Here is a 12,891-nt window from a genome sequence, read left to right as displayed (position 1 = left end):
TCCGGGCTTAGACATAGGAGAATCCATAAATGGTCTTATTCAACCATTTACCCTATAATCGCATAAATGGTCTCAATCAACCATTTTATTGGGTCGTGACCATCGCCAGCGCCTCTGCCACCAGGTCAGGCGCAGACACCCAGTCGTCGAGCAGGTCCCCGTTACAGGTCCGCATCAGCATCTTGGCGGCGAAGTCAGCCGGAACGTGACACGGCAGGCTCATTGCCCTGTTGGAAAGCTTATCCATCGGGGCGAAGATATTAGCCTCCAGCCATTGATCGTCGGTTATCCCGTCAACGATGGTCGGGCGATCAACCTCCGCCAGCTCGCGCAGGGCAAGCCACTCCCGGTAGATTATCAGAACAGGCGTTTCACTGGCTGTTTGTCCGGACATAGGGAACGGAAGGACGGTGGCCACAACACCTGCAAGTATGAGAGTGCGGCGGTTCATGCTCGCCCCGCATGCCGGTGGTTAAGCCGATCAATGACATCGGCGAGGTCATACCACGCCGGGGTGCAATCCGGCATGCCACGCATATAGGCGACAAGGTCAGCGCGTCCGCGATCTCCGAGACAGCAGACATGGTTTGCAAAATCCTGCGCATCACGTTCACTGACTTCTTCCTCACCTGCGACAGCCGGAAGATAAGCAACCATGGGAGCTGCAACGGCAGCGATAAGAACCTCGCGGCGGTTCATTGCGGCACCCCTTCCGCCCAGGTCAGGATCTTCGCAAGCCGTTCCGGAACGAGCTCAACACACCGCGACTCTTCCATGAGATTACGGCAATACGCAGCCAGCCCATCCGCGCTCCTGATCGGGGCGGCGTCGATCTGATCACTCAGAATGTCAATTTCACTCATGATAGCGACGCATTCCGGGCTGTCGAAATTACCGGTCGGATCGGGAGCGATCTGAAACGCGTCGCGCAGCACTTCCATTCTGGCGATCATGGCAACCAGAGGGTCTTGAGGGGCAAAACTCATCTGGGCCGAGGCGATTGCCGCGACAGGCGTAAAGGCAACTGCGGGAGCGGCGGTCAGGAATTCGCGGCGCATCATTGAACACCCCCCATCAGACGCTCGGTCTGGCGCAGGGCGCGGCGGCAGTAGCTGCGGGCCTCGCGGATGTGTTGGGGGTAGCCGGAGGCGCTTTCGGTCGCGTCCAGCGCGAGCGTCAGCATGTCGGCGATTTCGTGCAGGCTTGCCACAGGCATGGCGGGGCCGTTATGGCTGGTGATAGCCATTCGCGTTCTCCTTACAGAACGAGTTTCGGTTAGGGCGGCAGGGTGTTGGTAGCACCTTGCTCGCCCGCCCTATTCCTGACATCATCAATCAGGGCCTGTCAACGGATTTCTAATGTCGGAAATAGAAAAGCGAAAAGTTGGCCGCCCGGCAGTCAACGCCACACCGATAACCCTGCGCCTGCCGCCGGAGCTTCTGGCATGGGTCGACACCGAGCGCGCCAAACAGACCCCCGAACCCACCCGCCCGGAATTCATCCGCCAGGTGCTGGAAGAGCGGAGAGGGGACTGAAGCATGGGGCTGTTAACAGATATCCAGGTGGCGATCCTTGATGATAACGCTTCGCTTTCCAATACGCTGCTAAAGCTGCGCTTTCTTTCTACCAAGCTTGGGAGCCACGCACTGGATGGTTGGGTTTCTCATGAGCTTGAAGGTTATTCATCACAATCGGATTTACCTACATATCGAGAGCTGCCGGTTGCCTATCTTGCCACGCTAGGCAATGGATATCAGGCAATAAAAAACATACCGATCCCGCAAGCGGCTGTTGTTACCGCCGCAGGGGAAAGATTCAAGAATTTCCGCCTAACTCAATCACTGTCCGCAATAGAAAGAATGATCAGGAACTCCGACAACGGCTCGATTTATTTTGATATGTCTAACATCGGAGTTATGCTGCAAGATCAAGCTTTTGACGATGGCGTTGAGGTAATGTCATTTAAAGGGATTGTTAGCACCTCTGCTTTGGCAACAGTCCAGACTTCCGTTAAGCTACGCGTCCTCACCCTTTTATCTGAAATTGAGAAACACATTCCAGAAGCGAGAGATATAGCCCCCGTGTCAAGCCCTTCAGACAATCAAAAAATTTCCGGACAAGTTGGTCAGATCATCAATCAAGTGATTCATGGGAACGCGACAACCGTGAATAGCTCAGGTGAAAACGCACAGATTTCATTGAACGTGATTCAGGGCAGCGATCAATCGGTTCGGGATTTTCTTCGGAACTCCGGAGTTCCAGATGCTGCTGCCGCCGAGTTTTCGGAGATCCTTGCAGCAGAGCAGCCGGATGCCGATAGCAGGCCCTTCGGCAAGCGAGCCACAGAATGGATCGGCGACAAGATGGGGCTCATCCTAAAGGGCGGCTGGAAGATCAGCGCACCTGCGGCAACCACCGTGCTGACCGAGGCCGCCAAGAAATACTATGGTCTCTGAATGAAGAAGGCGGATTGTGAGAGCGCAGTTCGGTCCCTTTGCCATGACTGGCTCAGGGATACCGGGCAGGACAGTTCTGCGCCCGGGTTCCACCCCAGCGTTTACGCTTTCATGAACTGGATGCGTGACAATGGCTATGGTGGCTATCTGACCTTCCGCTCGAGGATGGGGGCCGCTTACGATGTCGAGATGTGGTTCGATGATGAGTTCAAGCAGAACTGGCGCCGATAGCCTCGTTCAGGGCTTGTGGTGATCAATGCTGCAAGCGCGAAAGATCCGACAATATAGGGTTAGCGGCAAAATCGGCCCCAGAAACCATATTATCGAGCCTCAGCGCTCAAGGCTCGATAATAAAATGTCGCCCTCGCCAAGGCTCGATAATACGGGGTGAGTGGCTCACATCACCCCAAAATCAGATCGGCCAGCGTTGCAGTCAGGGGCTGGTCTGATCGTTGTGGCAGGGTCTTCACTCCATCGGCAGCCTGCCGTTGCTGAGTATATGCCAGGTCAAGCCAGACACGATCCATAGCCATCAGGATTTCGATATGTTCAGGATGAAGCGGCAACCGCATCATCCTGCAATAGGCCTCGACCTCACCGAACTGGAGCGCATTGGGACCAAGAGAGCTATAGGTCCGGGTCCGCGACAATGTTGAGAACACCCTCCAGAGAGGTCGGGCAACTTCAGGAACCTCAACCCTTGCGCCAAGTGGCCGCCCTTTCATTGCCTCGCAAATAATTCGCTCAAGACGCTTCATTATCCCGTTCCTGAAGATAGGGCGGCAAGATCGCACCACGTGACGCATCCACCGGCATGCCCAGCACATCCTCAGGCCACCGGTGCGCCACCCAACTCCTCATGACTCCTTCCTGCAACATGGCAAGCTGGACATAGCCACCAATATTCACATCTTTTACCCTTGGGTCAGACTGATCGCCGGTCAAACGCCCGGCACAAACCATGCGGGTCAGATAATCAACTGCACTTTGCGGCTTCTCATCCTGAAGGCCCACGCGCTCCAGAGCGAAACTGGATGGTGCTGTTGACGCCCAAAGGTTTGTAATTTGATGGTTCACCCATGGCTTAAGAGTTTTATTCTCTCCAGTATCCTGATCTACGCTGCCCTTCTCATATGTGACGAGCCTGAATGCCTGATGACACTTATTGCTTTCAGACCAACCAGCAACGACAATACTCGAAAGGGTTTCCCCTCCAATCGCCATGCCGACCTCGAGCATCTCATCATGAACGCCTTGGGCCAATTCCGGCAAATCATCAACAAAATCATCAAAGCTGTTCACCCACGGCGCTTTGCGCAGCAAAAGCATCTGCCCAAATCCGCCAGCCCCCGTGACGCCAATCATGGTCGAAATTTCCGGCAGGAGGTGCAATTTCGAAACAAAGGCGGAGACCCTGCCAGTCCTGGGGTCTGTAGCAACGCCATCACACGCCATTACCACAGCTTCATCTTCTACATAGATTGCAACAATGCTCATTCAAATCACCTTGAGTTTAATAGACATTTCGAGTTCGGGCCCGGCCTCGCCACCAGGAACCAGCCCACCCTTGTAAAACTCAGGAATACCCGTGTGAAGCCGGTGAAGAAACGACAGCCCGAGGCGCCTGACAGCCTTTTTCGAAAAGACGAACTCGCCACCGTGACCTGTTCCAGCGTCGGCTCTTTCACCCAGACGTGCAGGGTATGAAAAACACGGACATGTAGGCGGGCAAGGCTGGTGCCCTCATCCACGACCTGACTTTCGCCAAGAGCAATCGTCGGGAAGTCTTTCGGGCGGATACCAACATCCCGGATCTTCGCCGCAGGCACCAGCGACACAACGGCAGGCATTGCCACCAGTCGATCACGGATTGCCACTTGCACAGCGCGCTCCATCATCGGGACTTTCTGATCGCGGCGCCAATGCCGCGCTTGATCGCAGCCACAGCCTTCTTGCGCCCGAGGCGGAAGGCTGGCCAGAAGAACGGCTGCGCAGGATGGCGCGTGGTGCCGTATTCCTGAAGGTGCGGATACCGGACGTCGCCGTTGCCAGCTGTGATCGCCACCGCATTCTCTGGCACCACGGCGGCACCGCCGGGCTGAGAATAAGGTGGCGTGGTTTGACCGGGGCCGGTGACCACAATGGAAGATTTCAGGTCAGGAGCTGGGGTCGCAGGATCATCGGGCGCAAGCGCGCGCATCGTATCCGCGATCTTTTCCGCTTCACGCTCCAGCACCGGCTTTACCGCATCGCGCGCTGCTTTCGGGATCGCGCGCATGCGGCGCTGAAAACTGGACAGGCCACCATCATTTGCCATCAGAAGCTCCAGTCCCGGAAGTCGTCGATGATCATTGAGACGCCGAAAGGCACCTCGCGGGAATTGTCGCCAGCGGTTTCGCGGGTGTCATACCACCATGCCGCCAGCATCAGGACGGCTTCGATCAGCGCGGGCGGAACACCATCAGTGAAGTGCTCAACGATCTTGAAGCCCAAGCGGTGCTCGATCATATCCTGCGCAGCCTCGCCCTTGCGGGTCAGCAAGGCGTCATCAATATCGCCCATGTCAGGCGTGAAACCGATCTGCCCTTTAAGCTGGTCAAGCGTGACGATCATGGCGCGGCCTCCGATTTCCTGATCTTCGAATTGATTTGGAGGTCAACGAGTAGCCTGACCACGCTGTTTGCCGCGTCAAAGGCTTCACCGATCCCGATGATCAGCGCCTCCCATTCCCGCCAGGCGGCACCATCGGAAAGCACGAGCCTGAACCCAGCAATTCCAGAACCATGCGCCGCCTGCCAAAGTGCAGCCTGTCCCGGATCATCAGAATCAACAGCCAGCACGATCTGCATGCTGCGCGGGGCCATTGGCCCCCTAATCATTTCCACATGTTCGGATCCGACATAGGTCACATCCACAGTGGCCCATGAGACCCCCGGCGATCCGAGGCTTTCTGCCGACCGGATCAACAACCAATCACTCGGCTGACCGATATAGAGCTGAGATCCGGCTACGGCATAAAGCATGAATCAGCCGCCGCCCGGCGCGGCATTGATCTTAACAGAATTGCTATTGACCCAGAGACTGATATTCAGCTTCAGAACATTGTTCGCCGCATCTGTTGCCTCAACAGCCGATGCCACTTTGGCAATAAACATGCGCTCAGACGGCGTTCCGCCGACCGGAGCATCATTGAAGACGAGACGGAAAGCATAATCATGCAGCGTCTTTTCCGCTGCGAGACATGCGAGCTGACCCGCATCGGAGTAATCAAGGCCGCAGATGACTTCCATCGTGCCCGCATTCCGGGTGCCCTTGAGGCGCTTGGTGCGGTTTGCATCGATACCGTCGAAGGTGATTTCAGCGGCGGTATCACCAACCGTGCCAAGGTTTTCGGTCTCGCCAACCTTGACCCATTCCGGGTCATCAAAGTCACCGGCAAGCACATCCCTGCCCGGATCGGCAATCACGCGACCGATATAGAATTTCGTGCCATTAGACGCGAATAGCATCAGAAAGATCCTTTGTGTTGTCGCCGCTCCTCGCGTTGCTTCAGGCGGGAATGGCAGGGTTTACAGAGCGTTTGCAGGTTTGTCGGATCGAGCCGCCGCTCTGGTGCGACCCGCCGGGGAGTGATGTGATCCACCTCGCGCGGGGCTTTGTCCTCGCCGCAGATGCGGCAGTTCGGGTGCCGGTCGAGGTGAGCATCGCGGACCTTGCGCCAGTCGGCACCAAGCCCGCGTTGCGAGGCGGAAGGCCTGTCTTTGTCGAAACGGGCCTTCCGTTCAGCCGCCCGCTTCGCCTCGCAGGGGCAAAGGATCTTCGGCGCGACCCTATGGCCGCAGCGACAGATCCGGGGCGGCTTCGATGGCATCAGGGCACCGGGCGCTCATCAGGCGACAGGATCGCCACCGCGCCCGCTGCAAGGCTGGTGCCGCCGGTCTTCGTCAGCACAAGGCGGATAAACCGCTTCCAGCCGAGGTAGCCGAGCCGGTAAGCCGAGGCCGCAGCCAGGACGGCAGGCGCATTGTTCTGCACCTGATCCGCCGCAACATCGGCCCAGCCGCTGGTGCCCGTGTCACTTTCCTGAAGCTTGACGCCGAAAGCACCGGCGGCTTCGATGGCCCCCGTATTCACGGCGAAGGCAACGCGCTGGTTGCCCAGCAGGTCGATGGCGACGCCATTGGCGTTTGCGGCAAGAACCGCAGGCGCGAGGGCTGGCACCACTTTGATATCGGAATAGAGATCACGCATGTGACAGTTCCTTACGAGGTGGACATTTTCAGCTTGCGGAACCGCGCGGCCTGCAAGACGCCGCCGCCCACGCGCCGGTTGGCGTGGATGCGGGTCAGGCCATTGGTGCGGCGGGTGTAGGGATCGACCAGAATGTCGAGGCCCAGGCGGTCGAGGATGCGGTAAGCCGAGAAATCCCCGTAGATGATCGGGAAGGCATCAGCAGCGATATCCGGCATGTCGATCATTTCGACCACCGGACGCCCGAGGATCGTGGCGGGCTGGCCTGCCTGATAGGAGCGCTGCCAGAGGTAATTGGCCTGACCATCCTTCAGCTTCATGACCGCCGCCAGCGTGGTGCCGTTCATGGCCCAGACACCCGCATTGCGATAGCTGGCGGGCATCGCATACATCAGCGAGATCAGCGCATCAGGATCGACACCGCCCGCGCTGCCGTTGACGGTGTGAGCGATACCGGCATGGCGCATGAAGCCCTCCGGCTCTTTGACACCCTCACCCCAGACAAAGGCAGTCGCTTCGGTCTTGCCGAAGTCCTCGGCCAAGGCACTGCGCACCTCGGCCTCGGCCTGCGGCGCGTCTGACAGCAGCCGGTTGGAGATATCGACGAACGTCGCAAGTTCCTTCACCGCCAGTTCCTTCTGGCCGAAGGTGATGGCCGATTCCTCGCGCTCCTCCGTCTCTCCCACCCATTTCGCATTGGTCAGGTCGCCGCGCGTTGGGTAGATCGTCGAGGGTGCCGTGGTGCCGCGCACCGATGCAACAGACCGAATGGGCGAGAACTCGACCAGATCGCGTATGATTTCCGAGGACAGTTCCGGCGGCGCGAGATAGCCGCCGTCAGGATTACTGGCGACAGTCAGCGCCTTCTTGTCCTCTTCCGAGATCGCATCTCCCCGGCTGAGATAGGCGGCAAAGGCCTTGCGCTCGACCGATGGCTCATCTTCGGTTTTCTGCTTGCCGGGATCCGGGCGGTTTGTCTTGGCCTCGACCTTATCCATCCGGCCGCCAAGTTCGGTCATCTTGGTTTCGACAAGCTTGGTGAGGTCACCAATGGCCTTGGTCACCATGTCGTTCGGATCATCTTCCTCGCCCTTCAGGGTAAGCAGGGTGCTGCCGAGCTGCATGGTCTTTGTCAGGTGTCGCATGGATTACCTCGCTGAGAGCTGCGCCGTGGCGCGTTGGAGTGCGGCGGTCAGGCGCAATGCGCCCACCGCGTCTTTCGCGCTGGTGACCCGCGCGCCGGGGTGGCAAGGAATGGTCACAAGTGACACTTCCATGAGTTTCAGATCGGTGATGTTGCGGCCCCGAGGCTGGCGGCGCTGGCCAGTCGCGCCCGTGAAGCCGATGGAAATGCCGCGCACCGCACCGGCTTTGATAAGCGCGTGAACCTCATCGGCGCGCTTGACCGCGCCCACCAGCAGACGGCCTTTGACATAGAAGCCATCGGCGCGCTCTTCGGCATGATCCCAGACGCCAATCGGTTCGCCCTGATCGTGGCCGAACAGCATGGGCATCGGAAGCTGGACGCCCGCAAAGGCACCCTTCTGGATCATGTCGCCCACACGGTCAGCCGTGGCGAAAGGCCAGGCAAGCGCCTCGATGGCACCAGCATCACCGGCAACGAACTTGGTTTCGATCTGGAGGCGATCCATCAGACAGCCCCCTTTGAGAAGGCGCGGCGCGACCCCGCGAAATCATCAACTTGCTCCTGCACCCACCGGCCCGCTTTCAGGAGGCGCAGGGCGGCATCAAAGCTGAAGGGCACAGGCTGGCCGTCCTCGCTGGCCTCCCAGCTCAGGATGCAGCGGGCGAGGCTGCGCAGGCGGCAGGTTTCTGCGTTATCGGCAGAGATCCGGCCTTCGTCATCGGCCATGTCGGCGCGATCATCCATCATCTTGACCCGAGCACGGGCCTGAACCGAGCTATCAGGACCAGCGATCAGCAGACGGATGCCGACCGGCTTGCCGTCATAGGGGCCGAGCAGATCGAGCCAGCGCCCCCGGTCCTGATCCTCGGCGATATTTGCAACTTCAGACAGGTTCATCAGGGTTCTCGTTCTTTGGTGAGGGAATTTCTTTTTCTGAAGGATCAGGAATTTCTTTTTCCGGATCACGCATGCCTTGCGTGATGTTCGGATTCAGGAACTCATCGCCGCCCTCGCGAGGCGGCAGGCCCAACCAGTTGCGCCCCTCGTTCGGGTTAATGGTGCGCGAGGCGATCAGGCTGTTGATTACCGTGGCGCGGGTGGCGAGATCGGCGCGGGTCAGGTCATCGCGATCAAAGCGGATCGCGTGACTGGGCCGGTCTTCAGGCAGGAACAGGGCGCGGCGCAATGCGCCCTCAAGACCCTTGAGCCATGCTTCGAGGGTGTAACCAAGAAACTCGCGCCCCTTCTGTTCGCTGTTCGACCATGTGGCGCGGGACAGATCGCCCACCATCGGGGCCGGGATGTTGAAGATCCGAGCCAGTTCCTCGATCTGGAAGCGGCGATTTTCGAGGAACTGCGCATCGGTCGAGTTGAACGTGAAGGGCGTAAATTCTGCGCCATCGGCCAGCACGGCTGTCTTGCCGGTCGCATTCTCGCCCTCATGCGTGGCCCGCCAGGCAGCGATGATCTTCTTGACCGAATCCTCGCCAAGGCCTTTCGGGAATTTCAGGGCACCAGACGGGCGGGCACCGCGCGAGAACAGGCGGGCGGCGTGACGCTCCAGGGCGATTGCAACACTGATGGCCTCGCGGGCCAGCGTAAGCGGAGCGCGCCCGAGCGGCGGCAGAAGGTGGATTACATCCTGCGGATTAAGCGTTGCGGCGTTCAGCTTGTAGGCCCGTTCGCCCGTGGTCTGGTCGATATCGACCACCATGATGCCGGGCATGTAGCGGATGATTTCCAGCGGACGCCCGTCGCTGGCGCGGACCACAACCGCCATGCCGCCCTGATCGAGCGTCAGGGCATCGATCACGATCTGGCGGAAAAACTCAAAGCTGGAGGTCCAGCCGTTCACCTCGTCCCGCAGCAGCGGCAGGAGCTGGTGCGAATTATCATTGGTCTCGGTGCCGCCCGCAATGCTCTTCACGAACACGTCGAGCGAGGCGACAGCCTCCGAGATAAGCTGGATTGCGTTCGCAACAACCGGGACTCGCATCGCTTCGGCGGCAGTGACCGCGATCCCGGCGGCGCTCGGAGAAGCGCCCGTGATCAATTCCCACCAGCTTGCAGCGCTGGAGAGCGACTTAGCTTCGACCGGAACGGCCTTCTTGGAGGATCGACGTTTGCTCATCTTTCAGTTTATGCCGCATCCAGACCAGGGCTGTGCAGGTGGCAAACCGTAGAAAGTCGTTGGTTTTCGTTGGTCCTCTTCGATTTCAGCCAGTCCAGAAGCTCAGATCGGAAAGCGAAATAGCTCCCGGCTCCCTCCGGCTGATAGATCGGGACGCCCGGCATTTTGGCCAATTTCCGCACGGTGTCGCGCGACAGTCCGAGAACACGGGCGATGTTGTCGAGGCCCCAGATCGGGCGGTTTGGTTCCAGAATTTCATCCACTCGCCAGCGGTCAAGCAGCGGTTGGTCTGAGATTTCCGCAACGTTCTCGACAGATTTCCCAAGTTCCTTCATGGTTCTCACCTCTCATTCCAGAAATTCTTCAACGAAAAAGCCTATTTAGCCGCCCTCTAGCGCTTGCCTCCCCGCGCCGGTCCCCGCCTTAGGCCCAAAGTCGAGGACCACCCCCGGGGTCAGGCCCTACCGGCGACCGACGCGGCGGCGAGGTCGACACCCGCGACCGGATGGCCGCGCTGCACCCGACCGATGGCCCGCCGCGCCCCGGCCAGCACCGCGCCGAGCGACATGCCGTGCTTCCCGACCATCTCGGCCAGCAGCGACATGACCTCGCGCGCCGCCGCGTCTTCCTCGCTGACCACTGGCGGCATCCGCATTGCCTTGGCTGTCATCGCGCCTTCCTCCTTTCCTCGATCCATCGCTGCACAATCCCTTCCTCGATCCTGTCACCGGCCCTCGGCGGGCTGCGGATCGGCAAGAGCCAAACCGCCTCACCGGCATGCTCTGCCCGCTGAGCCAGCTCATCGATTGGGGGGTGCTCGAAACGCTTCAGCCAGGCGCTCCAATTCTCAGCACCTGAGCCGCTGACCGGGATCGGATGCATCGAACGTTTGGGCGCAGCGTTTGAACCCGCGTTTCTTTGGTTCAAATTTGGTTCAGCCTTATAGGGGGGTCTGGGGGGGAATGCAGAACTGCACCCTTTTACACGCAGATCTGCACCCTTTTTGGCTGCGGAAAGGGGTGCAGGATTGCACCCTTTCTCTGGATAAAATGGTGCAGCGCTGCCCCCTTTTTCTTCACCCGGGAACAGGAAGGAAATCGACAGCTTGTTGCCCCTGCCCCGGCCTGCGCTGCGCTCGATCCAGCCGCCAGCTTCGAGGCTGGAGAGGCCACGCTTGACCGTATCGACCGACACCGAAAGCGCGTCCGCAAGCGCGGGCAATCCAGGCCTGCACTCGGCACTTTCGTGATGGGCAAACTGTGAGACGAGGACGCAGGCGAGCAGCTTGGAGCGGTCAGGCAGATCCGGGTCAGCGAGGATCGCCTTCTGCCAGTCCCACCGCAGCCGGTTCCACGAGCGCGGCTTCCGGGCCTCGCTGATCGAGGTCACGTTAGCCATGCATCACCGCCTTCAAGCGACGAATCAGAGCAGAAATCTGAGGTCCGTCCGGAATATTGCTGCCTAAAATACGGAGAACATTCCGGGCCGTATCAGGAACACGGCTGGAACATTTTGTGCGGATTTTGTGCGGATTTTTTTGTGTAGTATTTGGTTTGTTCTGTCTTTTCTCTCCGGTTCCTGCAAATGGAGCCAGGTAAGTTTCTTTTTTTCTTGCAGTATTTTCAGGGTGCGAGTAATCCCGGCGGCGGGACACCTCTCCCCAACGAGAGGCATCTATCTGTAAGGATATCAGATATGGCACTCACCGCCCCGGCCGCGCGCCCGGTCAATCCGCGTTTTTCTTCGGGCCCCTGCGCGAAGATCCCTGGCTTCTCCCTCGACATGCTTGCTGATGCGCCGCTGGGCCGCTCGCACCGTGCCGCTGTTGGCAAGGCAAAGCTGAAAGAGGCGATTGACCTTACCCGTGACATTCTTGGCGTCCCTGCAGATTACCGCATCGGGATCGTTCCTGCCTCTGATACCGGCGCTGTTGAGATGGCGCTCTGGTCGCTGCTGGGCGAGCGCCCGGTCGAGATGCTGGCCTGGGAGTCGTTTGGCGAGGGCTGGGTGACCGATGTGGTCAAGCAGCTGAAACTCGACGCGACCGTGCGCAAGGCGCCTTATGGCGAGATTGTTGATTTTACTCAGGTCGATTTCAACAAGGATGTGGTCTTCACCTGGAACGGCACCACCTCGGGCGTGCGCCTGCCGAACGCGGATGTGATCCCGGCGACCCGCCAGGGCCTGACCATTTGCGACGCCACCTCGGCGGCTTTCGCGATGGATCTGGACTGGACGAAGCTCGACGTCACCACTTTCTCCTGGCAGAAGGTGCTGGGCGGTGAAGGTGGCCATGGGGTGCTGATCCTGTCGCCCCGCGCCGTTGAGCGGCTGGAGACCTATACCCCCGCCTGGCCGCTGCCGAAGATTTTCCGCCTGACATCAAAAGGCAAGATCTCGGAAGGGATCTTTGTCGGCGAGACCATCAACACGCCGTCGATGCTTTGTGTGGAAGACTATCTGGTCGCGCTGAAATGGGCGAAGACCATCGGCGGGCTGAAAGGCCTGATCGGGCGCTCCGAGGCCAATGCGGCTGAGGTGAAAACCTTCATCGAAGACAAAGCCTGGATCGCCAATCTGGCGGTGGATCCGGCAACGGCCTCCTGCACCTCGGTCTGTGTGAAATTCACCGATCCGCGCATCACCGATGGCGCTGCTTTCGCCAAGGCTGTCGCGAAACGGCTGGAAAAAGAAGGCGTGGCGCTGGATGCCGGCGCGTATCGCGATGCGCCTCCGGGCCTTCGCATCTGGTGCGGCGCCACGGTCGAACAGGCCGATGTGCGGGCGCTGATGCCCTGGATCGAATATGCCTTCAACGCCGAGATTGCGGCGCTGACTGTCGCTGCCTGATCCCTTTCGGGGGCGTTCGCGCCCCCATCTCCCCCTGAGCCCCCCCATTCAAGGAG

25 protein-coding genes are annotated in these 12,891 nt (G+C 59.4%); 4 read left to right on the top strand and 21 right to left on the bottom strand.

What is annotated here, in order from left to right; all coding sequences use genetic code 11:
* Positions 1-85: 85 nt before the first annotated feature.
* Genes DRF71_RS17625 through DRF71_RS17610 form a run of 4 tightly spaced genes read right to left on the bottom strand, consistent with a single transcriptional unit; the run spans position 86 to position 1,246 of the window.
* Entirely contained in the window at positions 86-451 is a 366-nt protein-coding gene (locus DRF71_RS17625) for a hypothetical protein (protein ID WP_112311843.1), read from the bottom strand.
* Positions 448-699, bottom strand: coding sequence for a hypothetical protein (locus DRF71_RS17620; RefSeq protein ID WP_112311842.1), 252 nt, complete (start codon positions 697-699; stop codon positions 448-450). Before DRF71_RS17620 ends, DRF71_RS17625 begins: the two co-directional genes overlap by 4 nt.
* Complete coding sequence (locus DRF71_RS17615) at positions 696-1,061, bottom strand: hypothetical protein (RefSeq protein ID WP_112311841.1); 366 nt, start codon at positions 1,059-1,061, stop codon at positions 696-698. The genes DRF71_RS17620 and DRF71_RS17615 overlap by 4 nt, the downstream gene beginning before the upstream one ends.
* Positions 1,058-1,246, bottom strand: a complete 189-nt coding sequence (locus tag DRF71_RS17610) for a hypothetical protein (protein ID WP_112311840.1) — start codon at positions 1,244-1,246, stop codon at positions 1,058-1,060. The genes DRF71_RS17615 and DRF71_RS17610 overlap by 4 nt, the downstream gene beginning before the upstream one ends.
* Positions 1,247-1,358: 112 nt before the next feature.
* Between DRF71_RS17610 and DRF71_RS27530 the strand changes: the two genes are divergently transcribed.
* Genes DRF71_RS27530 through DRF71_RS27525 form a run of 3 tightly spaced genes read left to right on the top strand, consistent with a single transcriptional unit; the run spans position 1,359 to position 2,687 of the window.
* The gene (locus DRF71_RS27530) at positions 1,359-1,535 is read left to right on the top strand and encodes a ribbon-helix-helix domain-containing protein (protein ID WP_157971143.1); all 177 of its coding nucleotides are present in this window, start codon (positions 1,359-1,361) and stop codon (positions 1,533-1,535) included.
* A gap of 3 nt (positions 1,536-1,538) precedes the next feature.
* Entirely contained in the window at positions 1,539-2,456 is a 918-nt protein-coding gene (locus DRF71_RS17605) for an AbiTii domain-containing protein (RefSeq protein ID WP_157971142.1), read from the top strand.
* Positions 2,457-2,687: a hypothetical protein gene (locus DRF71_RS27525; RefSeq protein ID WP_157971141.1), complete on the top strand. Its 231-nt coding sequence runs from the start codon at positions 2,457-2,459 to the stop codon at positions 2,685-2,687.
* A 170-nt stretch (positions 2,688-2,857) separates the two neighbouring features.
* Here DRF71_RS27525 and DRF71_RS17600 read toward each other — a convergent pair whose 3' ends face one another.
* The 17 genes from DRF71_RS17600 to DRF71_RS27515 all read right to left on the bottom strand — a co-directional run bounded on the left by DRF71_RS17600 (position 2,858) and on the right by DRF71_RS27515 (position 11,687).
* Positions 2,858-3,214: a phage tail assembly chaperone gene (locus DRF71_RS17600; protein ID WP_157971140.1), complete on the bottom strand. Its 357-nt coding sequence runs from the start codon at positions 3,212-3,214 to the stop codon at positions 2,858-2,860.
* Positions 3,201-3,953: a hypothetical protein gene (locus tag DRF71_RS17595; protein ID WP_112311837.1), complete on the bottom strand. Its 753-nt coding sequence runs from the start codon at positions 3,951-3,953 to the stop codon at positions 3,201-3,203. Before DRF71_RS17595 ends, DRF71_RS17600 begins: the two co-directional genes overlap by 14 nt.
* Positions 3,954-3,958: 5 nt before the next feature.
* On the bottom strand, positions 3,959-4,354 hold the full coding sequence (gp17, locus tag DRF71_RS17590; protein ID WP_112311836.1) for a tail completion protein gp17: 396 nt from the start codon (positions 4,352-4,354) through the stop codon (positions 3,959-3,961).
* Positions 4,351-4,773, bottom strand: coding sequence for an HK97-gp10 family putative phage morphogenesis protein (locus tag DRF71_RS17585; protein ID WP_112311835.1), 423 nt, complete (start codon positions 4,771-4,773; stop codon positions 4,351-4,353). The genes gp17 and DRF71_RS17585 overlap by 4 nt, the downstream gene beginning before the upstream one ends.
* Entirely contained in the window at positions 4,773-5,069 is a 297-nt protein-coding gene (locus DRF71_RS17580) for a head-tail connector protein (protein WP_112311834.1), read from the bottom strand. Before DRF71_RS17580 ends, DRF71_RS17585 begins: the two co-directional genes overlap by 1 nt.
* On the bottom strand, positions 5,066-5,479 hold the full coding sequence (locus DRF71_RS27520) for a hypothetical protein (protein ID WP_157971139.1): 414 nt from the start codon (positions 5,477-5,479) through the stop codon (positions 5,066-5,068). Before DRF71_RS27520 ends, DRF71_RS17580 begins: the two co-directional genes overlap by 4 nt.
* A gap of 3 nt (positions 5,480-5,482) precedes the next feature.
* Positions 5,483-5,923 carry a hypothetical protein gene (locus DRF71_RS17570; RefSeq protein WP_332872068.1) on the bottom strand — a complete coding sequence of 147 codons (441 nt, stop codon included), beginning with the start codon at positions 5,921-5,923 and terminating at the stop codon, positions 5,483-5,485.
* A 41-nt stretch (positions 5,924-5,964) separates the two neighbouring features.
* Positions 5,965-6,327, bottom strand: coding sequence for an HNH endonuclease (locus tag DRF71_RS17565; RefSeq protein WP_112311831.1), 363 nt, complete (start codon positions 6,325-6,327; stop codon positions 5,965-5,967).
* Positions 6,327-6,707: a hypothetical protein gene (locus DRF71_RS17560; RefSeq protein ID WP_112311830.1), complete on the bottom strand. Its 381-nt coding sequence runs from the start codon at positions 6,705-6,707 to the stop codon at positions 6,327-6,329. The genes DRF71_RS17565 and DRF71_RS17560 overlap by 1 nt, the downstream gene beginning before the upstream one ends.
* Before the next feature lie 11 nt (positions 6,708-6,718).
* Complete coding sequence (locus DRF71_RS17555; RefSeq protein WP_112311829.1) at positions 6,719-7,852, bottom strand: phage major capsid protein; 1,134 nt, start codon at positions 7,850-7,852, stop codon at positions 6,719-6,721.
* A 3-nt stretch (positions 7,853-7,855) separates the two neighbouring features.
* Positions 7,856-8,359, bottom strand: coding sequence for an HK97 family phage prohead protease (locus DRF71_RS17550; protein WP_112311828.1), 504 nt, complete (start codon positions 8,357-8,359; stop codon positions 7,856-7,858).
* Entirely contained in the window at positions 8,359-8,751 is a 393-nt protein-coding gene (locus tag DRF71_RS17545) for a hypothetical protein (RefSeq protein ID WP_112311827.1), read from the bottom strand. The genes DRF71_RS17550 and DRF71_RS17545 overlap by 1 nt, the downstream gene beginning before the upstream one ends.
* Positions 8,738-9,985: a phage portal protein gene (locus tag DRF71_RS17540; RefSeq protein WP_112311826.1), complete on the bottom strand. Its 1,248-nt coding sequence runs from the start codon at positions 9,983-9,985 to the stop codon at positions 8,738-8,740. The genes DRF71_RS17545 and DRF71_RS17540 overlap by 14 nt, the downstream gene beginning before the upstream one ends.
* Positions 9,986-9,993: 8 nt before the next feature.
* On the bottom strand, positions 9,994-10,320 hold the full coding sequence (locus DRF71_RS17535) for a helix-turn-helix transcriptional regulator (RefSeq protein WP_198672250.1): 327 nt from the start codon (positions 10,318-10,320) through the stop codon (positions 9,994-9,996).
* 119 nt (positions 10,321-10,439) lie between these two features.
* Positions 10,440-10,655 carry a hypothetical protein gene (locus tag DRF71_RS17530; RefSeq protein WP_112311825.1) on the bottom strand — a complete coding sequence of 72 codons (216 nt, stop codon included), beginning with the start codon at positions 10,653-10,655 and terminating at the stop codon, positions 10,440-10,442.
* The gene (locus DRF71_RS17525) at positions 10,652-11,383 is read right to left on the bottom strand and encodes a hypothetical protein (RefSeq protein WP_112311824.1); all 732 of its coding nucleotides are present in this window, start codon (positions 11,381-11,383) and stop codon (positions 10,652-10,654) included. The genes DRF71_RS17530 and DRF71_RS17525 overlap by 4 nt, the downstream gene beginning before the upstream one ends.
* Positions 11,376-11,687, bottom strand: a complete 312-nt coding sequence (locus DRF71_RS27515; protein WP_157971138.1) for a hypothetical protein — start codon at positions 11,685-11,687, stop codon at positions 11,376-11,378. Before DRF71_RS27515 ends, DRF71_RS17525 begins: the two co-directional genes overlap by 8 nt.
* Between DRF71_RS27515 and DRF71_RS17520 the strand changes: the two genes are divergently transcribed.
* The gene (locus DRF71_RS17520; protein WP_112311823.1) at positions 11,681-12,835 is read left to right on the top strand and encodes a phosphoserine transaminase; all 1,155 of its coding nucleotides are present in this window, start codon (positions 11,681-11,683) and stop codon (positions 12,833-12,835) included. The two genes, DRF71_RS27515 and DRF71_RS17520, sit on opposite strands and share 7 nt — an antisense overlap.
* Positions 12,836-12,891: the final 56 nt, after the last annotated feature.

It is taken from the genome of Pseudogemmobacter bohemicus (genome assembly GCF_003290025.1).
Taxonomy (GTDB): domain Bacteria; phylum Pseudomonadota; class Alphaproteobacteria; order Rhodobacterales; family Rhodobacteraceae; genus Pseudogemmobacter; species Pseudogemmobacter bohemicus.
This window is presented reverse-complemented; position numbering and strand designations above follow the sequence as displayed.